Annotated in this window: 14 protein-coding genes; 6 read left to right on the forward strand and 8 right to left on the reverse strand. The window is 34.4% G+C overall.

The features are described from left to right. Window positions 1-42 precede the first annotated feature (42 nt). Together J3U63_RS08970 and dusC are read left to right on the forward strand one after the other, a co-directional pair. Window positions 43-816, forward strand: a complete 774-nt coding sequence (locus J3U63_RS08970; protein WP_267371333.1) for a molybdopterin-synthase adenylyltransferase MoeB — start codon at window positions 43-45, stop codon at window positions 814-816. Further along, window positions 813-1,769, forward strand: coding sequence for a tRNA dihydrouridine(16) synthase DusC (gene dusC, locus J3U63_RS08975; protein ID WP_267334471.1), 957 nt, complete (start codon window positions 813-815; stop codon window positions 1,767-1,769). Before J3U63_RS08970 ends, dusC begins: the two co-directional genes overlap by 4 nt. Here the strand turns inward: dusC and J3U63_RS08980 are convergent. The 6 genes from J3U63_RS08980 to J3U63_RS09005 all read right to left on the reverse strand — a co-directional run bounded on the left by J3U63_RS08980 (window position 1,764) and on the right by J3U63_RS09005 (window position 7,666). Beyond that, a complete protein-coding gene (locus tag J3U63_RS08980; RefSeq protein ID WP_267347513.1) occupies window positions 1,764-2,735 on the reverse strand; it encodes a hypothetical protein in 972 nt (323 codons plus the stop codon). The two genes, dusC and J3U63_RS08980, sit on opposite strands and share 6 nt — an antisense overlap. Before the next feature lie 338 nt (window positions 2,736-3,073). Then, on the reverse strand, window positions 3,074-3,973 hold the full coding sequence (locus J3U63_RS08985; protein ID WP_267371335.1) for an L-ribulose-5-phosphate 3-epimerase: 900 nt from the start codon (window positions 3,971-3,973) through the stop codon (window positions 3,074-3,076). A gap of 63 nt (window positions 3,974-4,036) precedes the next feature. Beyond that, window positions 4,037-4,681: a 3-keto-L-gulonate-6-phosphate decarboxylase UlaD gene (locus J3U63_RS08990; protein WP_267334477.1), complete on the reverse strand. Its 645-nt coding sequence runs from the start codon at window positions 4,679-4,681 to the stop codon at window positions 4,037-4,039. A 21-nt stretch (window positions 4,682-4,702) separates the two neighbouring features. After that, window positions 4,703-5,395: an L-ribulose-5-phosphate 4-epimerase gene (locus J3U63_RS08995; protein WP_267334479.1), complete on the reverse strand. Its 693-nt coding sequence runs from the start codon at window positions 5,393-5,395 to the stop codon at window positions 4,703-4,705. A gap of 4 nt (window positions 5,396-5,399) precedes the next feature. Then, window positions 5,400-5,873 carry a PTS sugar transporter subunit IIA gene (locus J3U63_RS09000; protein ID WP_267334481.1) on the reverse strand — a complete coding sequence of 158 codons (474 nt, stop codon included), beginning with the start codon at window positions 5,871-5,873 and terminating at the stop codon, window positions 5,400-5,402. Between the two features lie 26 nt (window positions 5,874-5,899). Then, entirely contained in the window at window positions 5,900-7,666 is a 1,767-nt protein-coding gene (locus J3U63_RS09005) for a PTS ascorbate-specific subunit IIBC (RefSeq protein WP_267347509.1), read from the reverse strand. Between the two features lie 436 nt (window positions 7,667-8,102). Between J3U63_RS09005 and ulaR the strand changes: the two genes are divergently transcribed. After that, the gene (ulaR, locus tag J3U63_RS09010) at window positions 8,103-8,864 is read left to right on the forward strand and encodes an HTH-type transcriptional regulator UlaR (RefSeq protein WP_267334485.1); all 762 of its coding nucleotides are present in this window, start codon (window positions 8,103-8,105) and stop codon (window positions 8,862-8,864) included. A 21-nt stretch (window positions 8,865-8,885) separates the two neighbouring features. Next, window positions 8,886-9,953 carry an L-ascorbate 6-phosphate lactonase gene (gene ulaG, locus J3U63_RS09015; RefSeq protein ID WP_065634263.1) on the forward strand — a complete coding sequence of 356 codons (1,068 nt, stop codon included), beginning with the start codon at window positions 8,886-8,888 and terminating at the stop codon, window positions 9,951-9,953. A gap of 146 nt (window positions 9,954-10,099) precedes the next feature. Here the strand turns inward: ulaG and J3U63_RS09020 are convergent, their stop codons facing one another. Both J3U63_RS09020 and murJ read right to left on the reverse strand, forming a co-directional pair. Beyond that, a complete protein-coding gene (locus tag J3U63_RS09020; protein WP_267371337.1) occupies window positions 10,100-11,005 on the reverse strand; it encodes a hypothetical protein in 906 nt (301 codons plus the stop codon). Window positions 11,006-11,056: 51 nt separating this feature from the next. Next, complete coding sequence (gene murJ / locus J3U63_RS09025; RefSeq protein ID WP_267371339.1) at window positions 11,057-12,595, reverse strand: murein biosynthesis integral membrane protein MurJ; 1,539 nt, start codon at window positions 12,593-12,595, stop codon at window positions 11,057-11,059. 294 nt (window positions 12,596-12,889) lie between these two features. Here murJ and J3U63_RS09030 point away from each other — a divergent pair, with 294 nt between their 5' ends. Next, entirely contained in the window at window positions 12,890-14,449 is a 1,560-nt protein-coding gene (locus J3U63_RS09030; RefSeq protein WP_267334490.1) for an AbgT family transporter, read from the forward strand. Window positions 14,450-14,472: 23 nt separating this feature from the next. Then, window positions 14,473-15,702 (forward strand): peptidase T, encoded by a 1,230-nt coding sequence (gene pepT, locus J3U63_RS09035; RefSeq protein ID WP_267334492.1) that lies wholly within the window; start codon window positions 14,473-14,475, stop codon window positions 15,700-15,702. Window positions 15,703-16,171 lie beyond the last annotated feature (469 nt).

Raw genomic sequence — 16,171 nt, forward strand, 5'->3', positions numbered from 1 at the left:
GTCTGCTATAATATAGCAATTTACGATGAACAATTATCTATTATGCAAGCGCTAACTGATCAAGAATTATTTCGTTACGATAGGCAAATAACTTTGCATGGTTTTGATATTGAAAAACAGCAAGTGTTAAAAAATAGTGCGGCACTAATTATTGGTTTAGGCGGACTTGGCTGTGCAGCTTCGCTTTACCTCACAGCGGCTGGCGTTGGAAAGTTAACCTTAGTTGATTTTGATACCGTGACAAAATCAAATTTAAACCGGCAAATTTTATATACAGAAAAAACAATCAATCAATATAAAGTTGAAGTTGCAAAACACACGCTAAGTAAACGCAATGCAGATACTATCATAAATACAGTGAATCAAAAACTGGATGATAGTCGCTTACTTTCACTTATCAAACATCATCAAATTGTGATTGATTGTAGCGACAATCTAACCACTCGAGAACAAATTAATCGTTGCTGTTTTCAAACTAAAACACCACTAGTCTCTGGTGCAGCCATTCGTATGGAAGGTTTATTAACTGTATTTACTTATCAGCATGATGAACCTTGTTACTATTGCCTGAGTCGTTTATTTGGCGACGATCAATTGAGTTGCGTTGAAACTGGGGTAATGGCCCCTTTAGTGGGAATGTTTGGCTCAATGCAAGCATTAGAAGCAATAAAAGTGCTTACTCATTATGGCACACCGTTATCGGGTCGACTACTAATGGTTGATACAATGAGCATGCAATTTAATCAAGTTAAGCTGACAAAACAACCTAACTGCTCAATCTGTGGTAATGAACAAAATAAGCAGGCACGACAATGAAATTCAATCGTATCATCTTAGCACCGATGGAAGGCGTGTTAGATTATAATGTGAGAAAAATCTTAACTCAAATTAATCAATTTGATTATTGTGTGACAGAATTTGTCAGAGTGACTCATCATAAATTATCTAACCGAACATTTTACCGTCTATGCCCTGAACTTTACCATGATGGAAAAACAGCGTCCGGTACGCCTGTGCGTGTGCAAATTTTAGGGCAATCACCACAATGGATGGCAGAAAATGCGGTTAAAGCTATTGAGTTGGGTTCGTATGGAATAGATATCAATTTTGGTTGTCCTGCTAAAACAGTCGTGGGCAGCCACGGCGGCGCTTACTTATTACAATACCCAGAACAAATATTTAATATTGTTGAACAAACAAGACTCGCTATTGGCACAACGGCAAAACTATCAGCCAAAATTCGTTTAGGGTGGACAGACAAATCTTACTGTTTAGACATTGCTAACGCGATTGAACAGGCAGGAGCAAATGAAATTGTCATTCATGGAAGAACAAAAACTGACGGTTATCAAGCTGACAAAATCGATTGGCAAACAATAGGAAAAATTAAACAAAAATTAAATATTCCAGTTATTGCTAACGGCGAGATTTTTTCCGTTAAAGATGCGCAAAACTGTCTTATCCAAAGTCAAAGCCAAGACATTATGCTTGGACGTGGTATTTTAACGATCCCAAACTTAGCCAATATGATTCGTTTTAATGATGCAGAGTTACAGTGGCAACAAATTTTAGAAATTTTAATCAATTACGCTACAACAACTATCGAAGAGGTTAAACCGCTTTATCATTCAGCGCGCATCAAACAATGGCTAGCTTACTTAAAATCGCACTATTTTCAAGCGGCACAAGTATTACAAAATATTCGAACATTAAAAACACAACAGCACATTGCCGATTCACTTAAGCAACAACAAACAACACTATTATAACGTTAAGCTATACCCAGTGTTTCGATAAAAATAGTACTGGGTAACTTTACGCACAATCAAACAAGATAAAATAAACGAGATAGTTGCTAGTGCTATTTTTAATACTAACGCAGTGTAATCATGTAAAGTGATTTGGCTAACAGTCAAGTCAAATAAGCTTTCAGCAATGCTAAAAAGAGTAAAATTAAACACAAAAATAAACAGATTCGAATAAACCACACTTTTCACAATTCTATCAATCTGTAATACCATAAATACTTGAGTAAACATGTTTTTGCAAACAACTATAACAACACAGAAAGTCAACACATAACAGATAAAAGGGAAAGCAATATGGCGGCCAATCGAAATAAGATAATGATCTTGTTGGATCAAAATATCTAAAATAAAAGACGGGAAACCAATCAAAGTAAAAAAGAAAAAGACTAAAAATAAAATAAAATGAATTTTACAGCTATTAAGCGTATTAAGTTCAAAAACTAACGCACTCTTTTCAAACTGATTATTTAATCCCCTAATGCAATAATAAGTCAGTAAACCTGCACACAAATAAAATAGACTATCAGGAATAATACTTAGCACTAAAATAAATAACCATGAATCAACATCGATATAATTGATGAATATTTCATCAAACATTAAATCGGCTATAACACTTAATAAATAACCAATAGCACAAACAATCAGTACATTTATTATAATAAGAATAATATTTTTTAAGGTCACTAAATGAACGTTAATTCGATAAAATGCAATTGCAGATACCCCAAATAAAAGTAGACATTCGGGAATTGAACGTAGCAATTGATAAGGGGTAAGTTTATACAGTGAAGACCATAAATTTTTATAGTCATGAAAAGTAGCAAGAAAAGTTATACCAAATCTAATGTTGAAAATAAAAGCACTTGAAATAAGAAATAGTGTTATAAAAATAAAGGGCAACTTAAAAAAGGATAATTTGTACATTAGTCTATCTAAAACCTGTTAATTCTCTATTTTTTTATAAAAATTTTAATGATAACAAATAGATGGTAAGTTAATTTAACAGATTAATTTGCACGTTAAACAAGCAATGATATCAAATTTGCAAAATCACCAAAATATTTGCACAAAATACCACAAGGTGGCGCTATTACCAACTAGAATATCATTCATCACAAGGTGAATCACAAAAATAAAATGAGAAAAGTGATTAAACCATAATTTAATATAGTTTCATTTTTTCAATAGGTTATATTTTAAAAAAATGCCTCACCACCCAAAAGGTGATGAGTTAAACATAAAATATCAATAGCATTTCGATTTTAATCAAGTGAAGAAAAAAGCGGGAAATTAGCCTGCTGAGCAATAGCCTTTAATCGTTGCTGTGCTAGGATGATATTATCTTTCCAATGATCATCATTAGCCCACATTTCGATAACCAGTGGCGCACAATAATTAATTAATTTCAATGTGTTAAATACTGCGGCAAAATCAACTTCTCCTTCACCAATAACTAAATCCCTAAATTGCCCGGCATAATTGGGTTTAACTTTATAGGTATCTTTTAGGTGTATTTGAACAATATGATTGCGACTGAGTAAAAGCTCAGTACTAATATCAAAGTTCCATCCCGATATATTACCCACATCAGGATAAGCCATAAAATAAGGTGAGTTGATTTCTGCCTTTAGGATTTCAAATTTACTTAACGAGTTAAGATAATTAGTATCCATAATTTCTACAGCTAACATCACGCCTGCTTTTTCTGCTTGTTTCGCGCACCATTGCATACCCGCAATAAATCGTTGATGGGTTTGTAAGTCAGCAGGTTCATAATACACATCATAACCCGCTAATTGAATTACTCTTACACCTAATTTATAAGCAAATGAAATTGCTTTAAGCATAATCATTTTGGCTTGTTCGCGGATCGTTGGATCCGCTGATCCAAACGGATACTTACGATGTGCACTTAGGCATATCGAATGAAAAAAAATGCCATTTTTTTCACATAAATGTCGTAAGGCATAAATGTCATCGTCACACCAATCTAGCCTTGCTTGACGCTCTTGAGATTCATCAATAGACAGTTCAATAAAATCAAAACCTAAAGACTTTGCTTCAGTCATTTTTTGTTGCCATGAAAGTTGATTAGGCAACGCTTTTTCATAAATACCAATACTAGGCGCGTGTTTAACAAAATTTATTGTTTGTTCAGTCATAATTTATGATCCAATAACATGAGGAAAAACAAAAACAGTCGATTACTCGACTGCAATGTAAAATTACCAATATTTAGCAATTTGCTCCCTCAACGCTTGGGCTGTTTGCTGTCCATTTTCATTGGCTAACGCACGACCAGCAATAAAAGCTTTAGTTTTTATTCCAGCAAACAGATGAATATCTTCAGGAACAATGCCGCCAGTGATGGAAAGTTCTAAACCTAAATCAGAAAGTTGACGCATTTTAATCAAATCTTCTTCACCCCAACCAACTCCAGCTAATTCGGCATCACGAGAACGATGATAGATAGCTTGTTTAATACCTAATTTACGCCATGCTTTAGCATCATCGAAAGTCCAATGACCATATAGTTCAATTTGAATTTCACCCCCAAATTCATCAGCCACTTTTTTACACGCCTCAATGGTGGCAATATGCGCTGCTGCCGATACTGTCAGCCAATCGGCGCCTGCTGAAAACGCCATCTTAGCTAAAATTGCACCGCCATCAGTGGTTTTTAAATCACACACTAAGATATGATTTGGATGCTTCTCTCGTAAAGTTTTTACCCCGTTAATTCCGGCACCAAAAGCCAAGATGGTACCCACTTCAATGATATCAACAAATCCAGCAACATTATTGGCGACAGCTAAAGCGGGTTGCAATTCAGTTTGATCTAATGCGATTTGTAGTTTTGGTTTTGTCATTTTATTTTCCTCTTATAAGAACTATTTTTGCCCATAATAAGCATTTGCACCATGCTTACGGAAATAGTGTTTATCTGACAACGCTTGTTGAATTTTAATTGTTTTATTGAGTTGACGAGTGGCAATAGCCATCATGGCGACTTCTTCAAGGACAACCGCATTATGTACAGCATCAAAAGCATTTTTACCCCAACAAAATGGAGCATGACCTGAAATCACAGCACCAGGCATTGCCATTGGATCGAGTCCTCGACGTTTAAACTCTTCAATAATAACCAGACCGGTATTTTTTTCGTAATCAGAGGTAATTTCGCTATCAGTAAGTCGACGGGTACACGGAACATCACCATAAAAGTAATCAGCATGAGTGGTCCCTAACGCTGGCACATCTAACTCAGCTTGAGCCCAGACGGTGGCATAACGAGAATGGGTATGGACAATACCACCAATATGTTCAAACGCTTTGTAAAGCTCAATATGTGTTGCAGTATCACTAGAAGGATTTAACTTACCTTCCACTGTTTCACCGGTTAATGACACCACCACAATATCCTCAACTGTCATATTGTGATATTCAACCCCAGAAGGTTTAATAGCAATGACACCTTTTGCTCGATCAATTTCTGAAACATTACCCCAAGTAAAGGTCACCAAATGATATTTGGGTAATGCTAAATTGGCCTGTAATACTCTCTCTTTTAAAGCTTGATACATAGAATTAACCCCCCAATAAAGCTTTATCAATCACAGCATAAACATCTTCTTTATTGTTACATGCTCGTAACTTATCTAGATCGATGCCGGTAGGGCTATTTTCATCTTCTAAAATTTGGGTGACCTCCATTAAGCCTTGCATATGTTCATCAGAAGTACTGCCTGCTAAGGTCACTAATACATCGACAGGTTCTTCTTCCCCTTGAAAATAGACTGGTTTATTTAGTGTGACTAATGCAAAAGCAGTTCGGTTAACGCCATCTTCAGGTCTGGCATGAGGCATAGCAAAATTAGGGGCAATAATGATGTAAGGTCCCATAGTGTTCACACAGCGAATAATCGCATCATAATAAGAGGGTTGAATTGCTTTAGATGCGACCAACATATCAGTACCTAATTTAACAGCTTCTTGCCAGGTTGCGGCATTTGCGTTAAGTAAAATAGAGTTGTTTTCTATCAATGATTCTTTCAAAGCCATGTTGTACTCCCTTTTTATTCAATAAATTATTTAGCAAGCACTTTGTTAATCAGTTCAATAAGTTCATCACCAAATGTTTGCGGATTTAACATATTTTGTACCCCCAAAGCGTGCTGACCTTCATTAACCTCAATTTCATTAATTAAGTGTTTAGAAGCCACAATAATGTCAACATTCGGCAATCGTGATTTGTAATCAGTCACCGCACACGAATCCATAACATTAGCAATGCCTTTTTTATCAAGATAATTGGCAATTTTCATTTTCATCATCATCGATGAACCTTGACCACTACCACATACCGCAAGAATACGTATTGGACGTCCTTCGCTAATTGCTACCTCATCCATTTTTTCAACGACTTGTTCATTAAAATCTTGCTGGGTATCATTCGTGTCGGCTTGTATTTTTTGATTGGCTTCATCGCGTCGTAATTGTTTAGCGGCAAAGAACATATACACTAAAGCCAAAGCAATAATGAGATAGATAAATAAGTGAGAAATTGATAGACCTTGTAAAATAGGTGGGAATAAAATTGCCCAGTCAGCCATGCCCATCCAAGAATCGATTGGTGTGCCATTTTGTGCAAAAATATGAATAACCCAAGCTGAACCAAATACTTCAACCATGCCCATGGCAAAACAAATCTTCATTACCGCTTTCCAACCGCCAAAGTGGTTTGCAAACACCCCAATAGTGGCATTAGAAAAGAACATCGGAATAAAACCTGGAATAATCATAATCGGCGATTTAAATACCAGTAATAAAGCAATTGCTAAAAATTGCCCTAATGCACCCCAAATAAAACCAAACACCATTGCATTAGGTGAAAAAGCATAAATTGCCGCACAATCGATCGCTAATACTGCATTAGGAATAAGTTTTTCAGATATTCCTTTAAACGCTTCAGACAATTCAGCAACAAACATTCTTACGCCACCAACAATCACTTGGATTGCTACCGCGAATTTAAGCCCTGTTTCTAAAATATAGATTGTCCAATGCGTTGAACCGGCCATGGTTTGTAAGTTATCTAAACCAAATGACAGTAAAATAATGCCAAAAAAGAAGGTCATCACAATAGCTGTAGCCGCGATACTATCGTGAAAAATATGTAACCATTTTGGTAATTTTAAATTATCAACAGAATCATTTTTATCCCCAAGCTTAGGGGCTAATTTAACGGCAATCCAAGAGCCTAACTGTTGCTGATGACCAATAGAAAACCCTGCCCCACCTGTTACTGCTTCAGTTGGCTTAAACATCATGTTGGAAAATATTCCCCAATATAAAGCGGTAATAATTGCGGAGTAGATGATGGTTTCCCACATACCGTAACCAAACAGAAAATAAAATAAGGTAATAAGTCCTACTTGTTGGAACATAATATGACCGGTTAACATAATGGTTCGAATACCGGTAATACGTCGAAAAATAACCAAAAGGATATTGATAGCCAGTGCCAGTAATACCGCATATCCGACCCAAGAGTAATGTTCTCCCATACCATTTTCAACAGCAACCATCGAAGCATAAGTATCAATAATCGATCCTTTAATGCCATGATATTCCGCTAACTTGGCAATAACGGGTTTAAATGTTGAAACCAATACACCCGAACCGACTTGCAATAACATAAAGCCGACAATTGTTTTGATGGTTCCTTTTAAAATTGTGGTAACGTCTTTACCTAATAGGCAGTACCCCAGCATCGTTACTAACCCTAGTAATAAAGGCGCTTTGGTCATGACTTGACTATAAAAAATATAAAATACGTTATAGATTACTTCCATATGCCCCTCTCATTGATTATGGGCATTTTTTAAATTGAAAGTTGATACTACGCTTACAATTTATAGATAAACTTTATCCTAATGCCCTTTATATGGTTGTTCACTATTAAGTGAATCTTTGAGCTTAATTAATACGGTACGTTGTTAATCAAATTTATTTAATTAACGCTTGCTATATTCCATAATCATAATGAATCACACAATGATTATTTATGATTATTTTGATTGAGATCACTTTTCCCAATAACCAACAGCAATATCTGTGATCAATTTCACATTACAATGAAAAATAATGACAATAAATTAAATCTATATCTATACTTACCAATATTAAATTTAGATTTAAACAAATAAATCAATGAAGATAATTGACAAGTTTTGCAATGATAATTATTATCAAAGTAATCAAATTTGATCAAATCATTAAGGAACATAAATGAATGAAATAACGCGACATAACGAAATCGTCGCTTTAGTTAATGAAAAAGGTGAAGTGAAAGTGACAGAATTAATTGATCACTTCGGTATATCACCGGCAACAGCTAGACGAGATATCACCAAGTTAGATCAGGAAGGTCGAGTTAAAAAAGTACGTAATGGCATTATGCGTTTAGAGGAGCAAAAGCCTATCTGGGCACCAATAGCCAACAACAATACTGATCATTATCACGAAAAAGCGCGAATTGCTATTCGAGCAGCTAAATTATGTGGTAACGATGAAAATGTCGTGATTAATTGTGGTTCAACCGCATTTTTATTAGGTCGGGAATTATGTGGAAAAAATGTCTCTATCATCACGAATTACTTTCCACTCGCTTGTTACTTAATAGAACATGATCATGAAAACGTCATTATTATGGGCGGTTTATATAACAAAACCCAAAATATTATTCTTAATCCAATCGCAAGCATTACCGATTCTTATGCAGCTAAATGGATGTTTACTAGCGGTAAAACATTAACACCCACCGGTCTTTACAAAAATGAAATTTTAAGTGCAGTAGCCGAGCAACAAATATTAGAAAAAGCCGAAAAATTAGTGGTTGTCGTTGATAGTTCAAAAATCGATACCAAAGCAAACTCTGGCATGCTTTTTTGCCCAGTAAACAAGATTGATATTTTAATTACAGGCACACAAGCGAATAAGGAAGTGATTGAATGCATTAAGAAGCAAGGAGTTGAAGTGATATTAGTCTAACTATTAAATAAGGAACATAGTATGAGTAAAGTAAACGAAATTACCCGTGACTCTTGGATTTTAAATACATTCCCTGAATGGGGAACTTGGCTCAATGAAGAGATCGAAGCGACCGAAGTTAAGCCCAATACCTTTACCATGTGGTGGCTTGCCTGTACAGGAATTTGGTTAAAATCAGCAGGTAATACCAATATTTGTATCGATTTTTGGTGCGGTACGGGTAAAAAAACCCATGCTAATCCATTGATGAATAAGCAACATCAAATGATGCGAATGGGGGGAGTACGTGAATTACAACCTAACTTAAGAACCAGCCCATTTGTGTTGGATCCTTTTGCAATTAAAGAAATCGATGCAGTTATGGCAACGCATGATCATGCTGATCATATTGATGTTAATGTTGCAGCAGCCGTGATTCAAAATTGCTCACCTAAAGTTAAATTTATTGGGCCTAAAGCTTGTGTTGAGTTATGGAAAAGCTGGGGCGTGCCAGAAGATCGTTGTATTGTGGCTAAAGTGGGTGACACAATCACTGTAGGTGATATCACCATTAAAATACTAGATTCTTTTGATAGAACTTCACTTGTTACTCTTCCTAAGGGTGTTTCATCAACAGATAAAGCCATTTTAGATGGTATGAACGATCGCGCAGTTAACTACCTATTTGAAACATCAGGGGGCTCACTTTATCACTCTGGTGATTCACACTACTCTAACTATTATGCTAAACATGGTAATGATCATAAAATTGATGTTGCCTTACTCTCGTATGGTGAAAATCCTCGTGGTGTTACTGATAAGATGACATCTGCTGATATTTTACGTGCAGCAGAATCGCTTAACACCAAAGTTGTGATTCCTTTTCATCATGATATTTGGTCAAACTTCCAAAGTGATCCGCGAGAAATTGAAGTGCTTTGGCAAATGAAAAAAGATCGACTTGAATATCAATTTACACCATTCTTTTGGCAAGTTGGTGGTAAATATACTTACCCGACCGATAAAAATAAAATGCATTATCAACACTATCGTGGATTTAGGGATATCTTTACTGATGAACCAGAATTACCTTATCGTTCATTTTTGTAACAAAAAATACACTATTGATTACAGGGATAAATATATCTAATTACATTGAAAATAAGTTTATTCAGACATAAAAATAGGACCGAATATTTATCGGTCCTTTCTTTATAAAACCATTATTTTGTTCATTTAATCTTATATATCTAAATCTACATCTTTTTTTGAAAATAACGCTTAGTTGTTTTTTTCATAACGAAACAAATGATAAGTGCAATTGATATAAAAAAAAGAAGATTGCGCCCTAAATTAACAAATTGAGTTTCCTTGAAAAAAGGATTGTACGGTCTAGTGAACATAAAATAAAAATCAATAACAATACCGATAAAAATAATGATAGATGAAACAAATAGACTTTTAATAAGTTCATCTATCTGAATTTTATCATAATATATTTTGAAACTGGCTTTAGATAAACAAATTGCCAAAAATACAACTGCAATATAAACACAATTTAATAACTCACTTGAAATACGAATATCCATTAAGTTAAATGTAATAAGAATAACTCCATATCCCTTAAGTAAAATAAAACTAATAAAGGTTGAAAATAATATAAAATGAATATTGGAACTATTTTTATCAGTAAGCATAAATGGTTGCTGAGTTTTTATGAAATATTTTTCAGATAACTGAATCAAATAATAAACTAAAAAAGCATGTATTGAGAGATAAAAGATTATCCACAAAATATTTATTACTATCCTGGTTATTGGTAATAAATCATCTAAAAATAAAGCTGGATTTTCAGGTATAAATGCAACAATTATTGAGAATATTGTTACGATTATAATCAATAATATTATGTTTCCCTTATTAACAAAATGTATATTTCTATAATGAAGAATAAGCGATAATATTCCAAAAAACCAAAAAGTATCAATGAAATAGTATCTAAAAAAATAACAAATGAAATCTATACAACTATATTGTATATATTCGTAAAAATTAATGTTTTCCATTCTTTTAAATACAGCATAAAATCGAGAAAAAATATTCAAAAAAAGATATACAAAACTACCAATTATCGGCAAAGTAAAAAAAGCGATTTTATTCATTCCTTATTCCTATAAATTTATTATTAACATTATGTTTTATTATATTTAATGCTAGTCAATACGTTTAATAAAATGCTTTAATTTAAAACCCATTGCAATAAGTGATGCAAAATAGACAAAAACGCCAACAATGACTAGTAAAAATAATCGTGCCACACGCATTAGCATTGAACCCGTTGACCAATCAGGTAATAGTTGTGCGCCAAACCATAATACTATAGACATTAAAATGACTGCGATAATAACTTTAGTTAAAAATTTATACCATCCTGGTTGTGGTTGATATAGTTGTTTTTTACGTAGCTGCCAAAACAATAACCCTGCATTAAAACATGCCGCTAAACCAATTGATAACGATAAACCAGCATGTTGTAGTGGACCAATAAACACTAAATTCATCAACTGCGTTAAGATAAGCGTAATAATGGCTATTTTAACTGGCGTTTTAATATCTTGTCTAGAATAGAATGCGGGGGCTAACACTTTAATTAAAATTAGACCAAGTAAACCAATGGAATAAGCAACTAATGCACGTTGTGTCATTAACGTATCATTTAAAGTAAATTGTCCATATTCAAAGAGTGTTGAAATCAACGGTCGTGAAATAACCCCAAGCGCCACAGTACTTGGCAATGCCAATAAAAAACATAATCTTAATCCCCAATCCAACAATTCTGAATATTGTTGATGATGACCTTTCGAAAAGCTTTTAGCTAATGAAGGTAACAAAATTGTACCAAGAGCAACGCCAAGTACACCTGCTGGAAATTCCATTAAGCGGTCAGCATAATACATCCAAGAAACCGAACCAGAAATTAAAAATGAAGCGAAAATAGTATTAATAATTAACGAAATTTGTCCAACAGAAACCCCTAAAATTGCCGGCCCCATTTGTTTTAATACACGCCAAACACCGCTATCTTTAAAACTAATACGCGGTAAAACTAGCATGCCAATTTTTTTTAAAGCAGGAAGTTGATAAAGTAATTGTAAGATGCCACCAACGACTACCGATACAGCTAATGCTAACACCGGTGGATTAAAATAAGGCGTTAAAAATAGCGTAAATATGATCATGCTAACATTGAGTAAAGTTGGCACAAAAGCGGGGACAGAAAAGCGATTCCAAGTATTAAGTATTGCACCAACAAGTGACGCAAGCGAAATAAAAAAGATATAAGGGAAAGTAATTTGTAATAAGCTGGTGGCCAGTTCAAATTTTTCGGTAGATTCTTGCATAAAACCAGGTGCGGTTAACATAATGACAAAAGGTGCAGTTACTATGCCGATTAATGTCACTATAGCTAATACTAATGTTAGTAATCCTGCAACATAAGCAACAAATGTACGAGTAGCGTCAACACCTTGTTGGTTTTTATATTCAGCTAAAATTGGTACAAAAGCTTGTGAAAAGGCACCTTCAGCAAAAATACGTCGAAGTAAATTAGGCAATTTGAAAGCAACAAAAAACGCATCGGTTGCCATTCCTGCCCCAAAATAACGGGCAATAATAGCATCACGTACAAATCCTAATACACGCGATACCATTGTCATAGAGCTTACGGCAGCTAAAGATTTTAAAAGATTCATATTCGATTTATATACAAAGTATATAACTTAACACTGACAATGAAACATAGTCTACAAACTATTCGTTTAAAGCACCATGCTTTTTTCAATAAACTTAGTTTTGAAGAAAATGCTATTTTTGCAAACAATGACGAAGTTAATTTATAAAAAAGTCGAAGTAACATCATACTTATGTAAAAGTGATTAAGGTTAACATAATGTTTAAGTATAAAAACCATACGTTTTTGCTTATTTGCCTGCACTATAAATATGTGATAAATTGACGCCCCGAACAACATTTACACTAATTTTTTTATGAATCAAACAACAAATCCGTCACCTATAAAAACGGGCGGCTTTTTAAATACTATTGAACGAATAGGCAACAAAATCCCCGATGTAACAACACTTTTCTTTTATGCTTTAGTTATCTGCTTTATTGCCTCTTTATTACTTTCTTTTGTCAGTTTCGATTACATCAACCCTGTTACCAAAGAAAAACTAGTTGTCGCTAATATGCTAGCACCCGATCATTTAGTAACTTTTTTTACTAAAATGGTCCCAAATTTTGTTAGCTTTCCACCTCTTGGTATTACTATCGTTGCCACATTAGGTATTGGTATTGCTGAAAGTAGCGGCTATATTCATGTGTTACTCAAAAAGTTATTGGCAGTTACACCTAAAAAATTGGTCACTCCATCAGTCATTTTTGTTAGCATGGTTTGTCATATTGCGTCAGACTCAGCTTATGTTATTTTAATGCCGGTATCAGCCATGATGTTTTATGCCACTGGTCGTCATCCTCTTGCGGGCATTGCTGCCGCTTTTGCGGGATTAGCCGGTGGTTTTAGCTCTAGTTATACACCCTCAATTATCGATCCTATCATGCAAGGCTTTACCCAAAGTGCTGCACAGATCATCGATCCATCTTATCAAGTTAATGTGCTTTGTAACTATTTTTTAAGTTTTGGCGGTACTTTTTTTGTTCTACTAGCTTGTTGGTTTGTTACCGATAAAATCGTTGAGCCCCGCTTAAAGGCCAATATGCCTATAAATACTGATTTACAGTTAGATAACCTTGCTGATTCACCAGCAATCACCCCTATTGAAAATCGAGCATTTAAAGTTGCATCAATCGTATTTTTAGTCATCGCTGCTGGTTTGGTACTTTTATTATTACCACAAGACTCTTTATTACGTGCACCTGATGGCAGCTTAACAAGTAATAAAGCACCAATTATGCAAATTATTGTGCCATTATTATTTGTGTTTTTTGCAATTCCGGGCTTGATTCACGGCTTTATTACTGGGGCATTTAAGTCTTCTCGCGATATTGTTAAATCGATGGAAAATATCACTAAATCACTTATTCCTTTTATTGTTTTTGCTTTCTTTTGTGCGCAATTTTTATATGTGTTTTCCAATTCTCAAATAGGCACATTGATTGCAATTGGTGGCGCTGAGTTTTTGAAAGCGTTACATTTACCTTCGGTGGTAACAATATTTGGTGTGATCATTTTAACCAGTATGTTAAATGTGTTAATTACCTCTGCTTCATCTAAATGGGCTATTTTGGCACCAATTTTTGTTCCTATGTTAATGTCTGTGGGTATTTCGCCTGAATTAACGCAAGCCGCTTACCGTATCAGTTCGGCAGTGAACGTAAGCACACCTATGTTTGCGTTTTACCCGCTAATTATTGCCTATTGCCAGCAATACTGCAAAAACACAGGAGTGGGCACATTAAGTTCTATGATGATTCCTTATACTGCCGCGCTGCTTATTGCATTAACTGTAAACTTGTTACTCTTTTGGTTCTTAGGTCTACCAATTGGGTTTGATAGTGGTTACGTTTATCCACCCGTAAATAATTAGTACCAATAAGAGGTCATTTTATTATGAATATTACTGAACAATTAGTTGAACGTTTTTTGCGTTATGTTAGTGTTCCAAGTCAAAGTGTAGTTGGATCTGCGCAAGTACCTTCTACTCCTGGACAAACCGAATTAGCTAAATTACTTAAGCAAGAATTGATTGAACTGAATTTGCAAGATGTACATCTTGATGAGCACAGTATTGTTACGGCTAAATTACCGGGCAATAATCCACATGCCCCTAACATTGGTTATGTTGCTCATTTAGATACGGTGGATGTAGCCTTATCAGATAAAATTCACCCTCAACGCGTTACCTTTAATGGTGAGGATATTTTATTAAATAAAGATAAAGACATCTGGTTTAAAGTTAATGAACACCCTGAATTAAATAAATACCTTAATCAAGAGTTGATTGTCACTGATGGCACAAGTGTTCTAGGTGCAGATAACAAAGCCGCAATTGCAATAGTTATGACGATGTTAGATCAGTTACAAAAGCAAAATTGTACTCATGGTGATATCTATGTAGCTTTTGTACCTGATGAAGAAGTCGGTTTAAATGGCGCTAAAAAACTTGATTTGAACCGTTTCAAACCTGACTTTGCTTATACTATTGATTGTTGTGAGTTGGGTGAAGTGGTGTACGAAACATTTAATGCTGGTTCAGCAATCATTGATATTACAGGGGTATCTGCCCACCCAATGTCAGCTAAAAATGTATTAATCAATCCTATACGCGTTGCAAATGATATTATTAATTGTTTTGATAGTTTCGAAACGCCTGAACACACAGAAGGTAAAGAAGGCTATTTTTGGTTTAATGATATCGTTGGTAACCAAAGTACTACGACACTAAAAATGAGTATTCGTGACTTTGATTTAGCAAAATATCAAGCTCGTAAAGCATATATTCAAGACGTAGTAGACTTTATTAGTCGTAAATATCCAAGAGCTAAAATTGAATGTAAAATTACAGATACTTACAGTAATATTGCCAACTATTTAGGTGATGATCGTCGCTGTATCGATTTAATTTATCAATCATTTGAACAATTGAATATTGAGCCTAATACTATTGCTATGCGTGGTGGTACTGATGGTTCGGCACTATCAGCAAGAGGATTAACCACACCTAATTATTTTACAGGTGCTCATAACTTTCACTCTTGCTTTGAATTTTTACCATTATCATCGTTCCTTAAATCGTTTGAAGTAACAATGAAAATCATCGAATTAGCAAATAAAGTTTGATCATCTAATGAAAGAGGGAAATTATTCCCTCTATTTAAATTATACATTGTATCAATGAGTTACAGCTTTCTGCTTCCAACTTTAATTTGAATTGAAATCTATCATACATTTAGCAAGCTACAGCACTCTAGATTTATAACTTACCGTCATAACAAAGGTGCACGGCTTACCAGACATACGACTTCACCGCCAATATTCTTTATATAACAAATTAGTTAAAGCAAACAAGGCTTATAAAAATTGCGATAAATAAATCTACCATTCTCATTTTACACTGTAAATCCAGAGCATTTAGATTGATTATTATCATTATTATTTATCAATCTTTATTATTAATTTCTAATTCTGTAAACCAATTTGCATGAGCTAGATAACAAATACCAAAGTAACCTCAATTTTTAGTGACATCAAATAAGTATTTATCTTTATTAATAGTTTTTTATCGTTATAAAGATGAATTAAGATCATA

This window comes from Gilliamella sp. B2838 (assembly GCF_026536185.1).
Lineage (GTDB): Bacteria > Pseudomonadota > Gammaproteobacteria > Enterobacterales > Orbaceae > Gilliamella.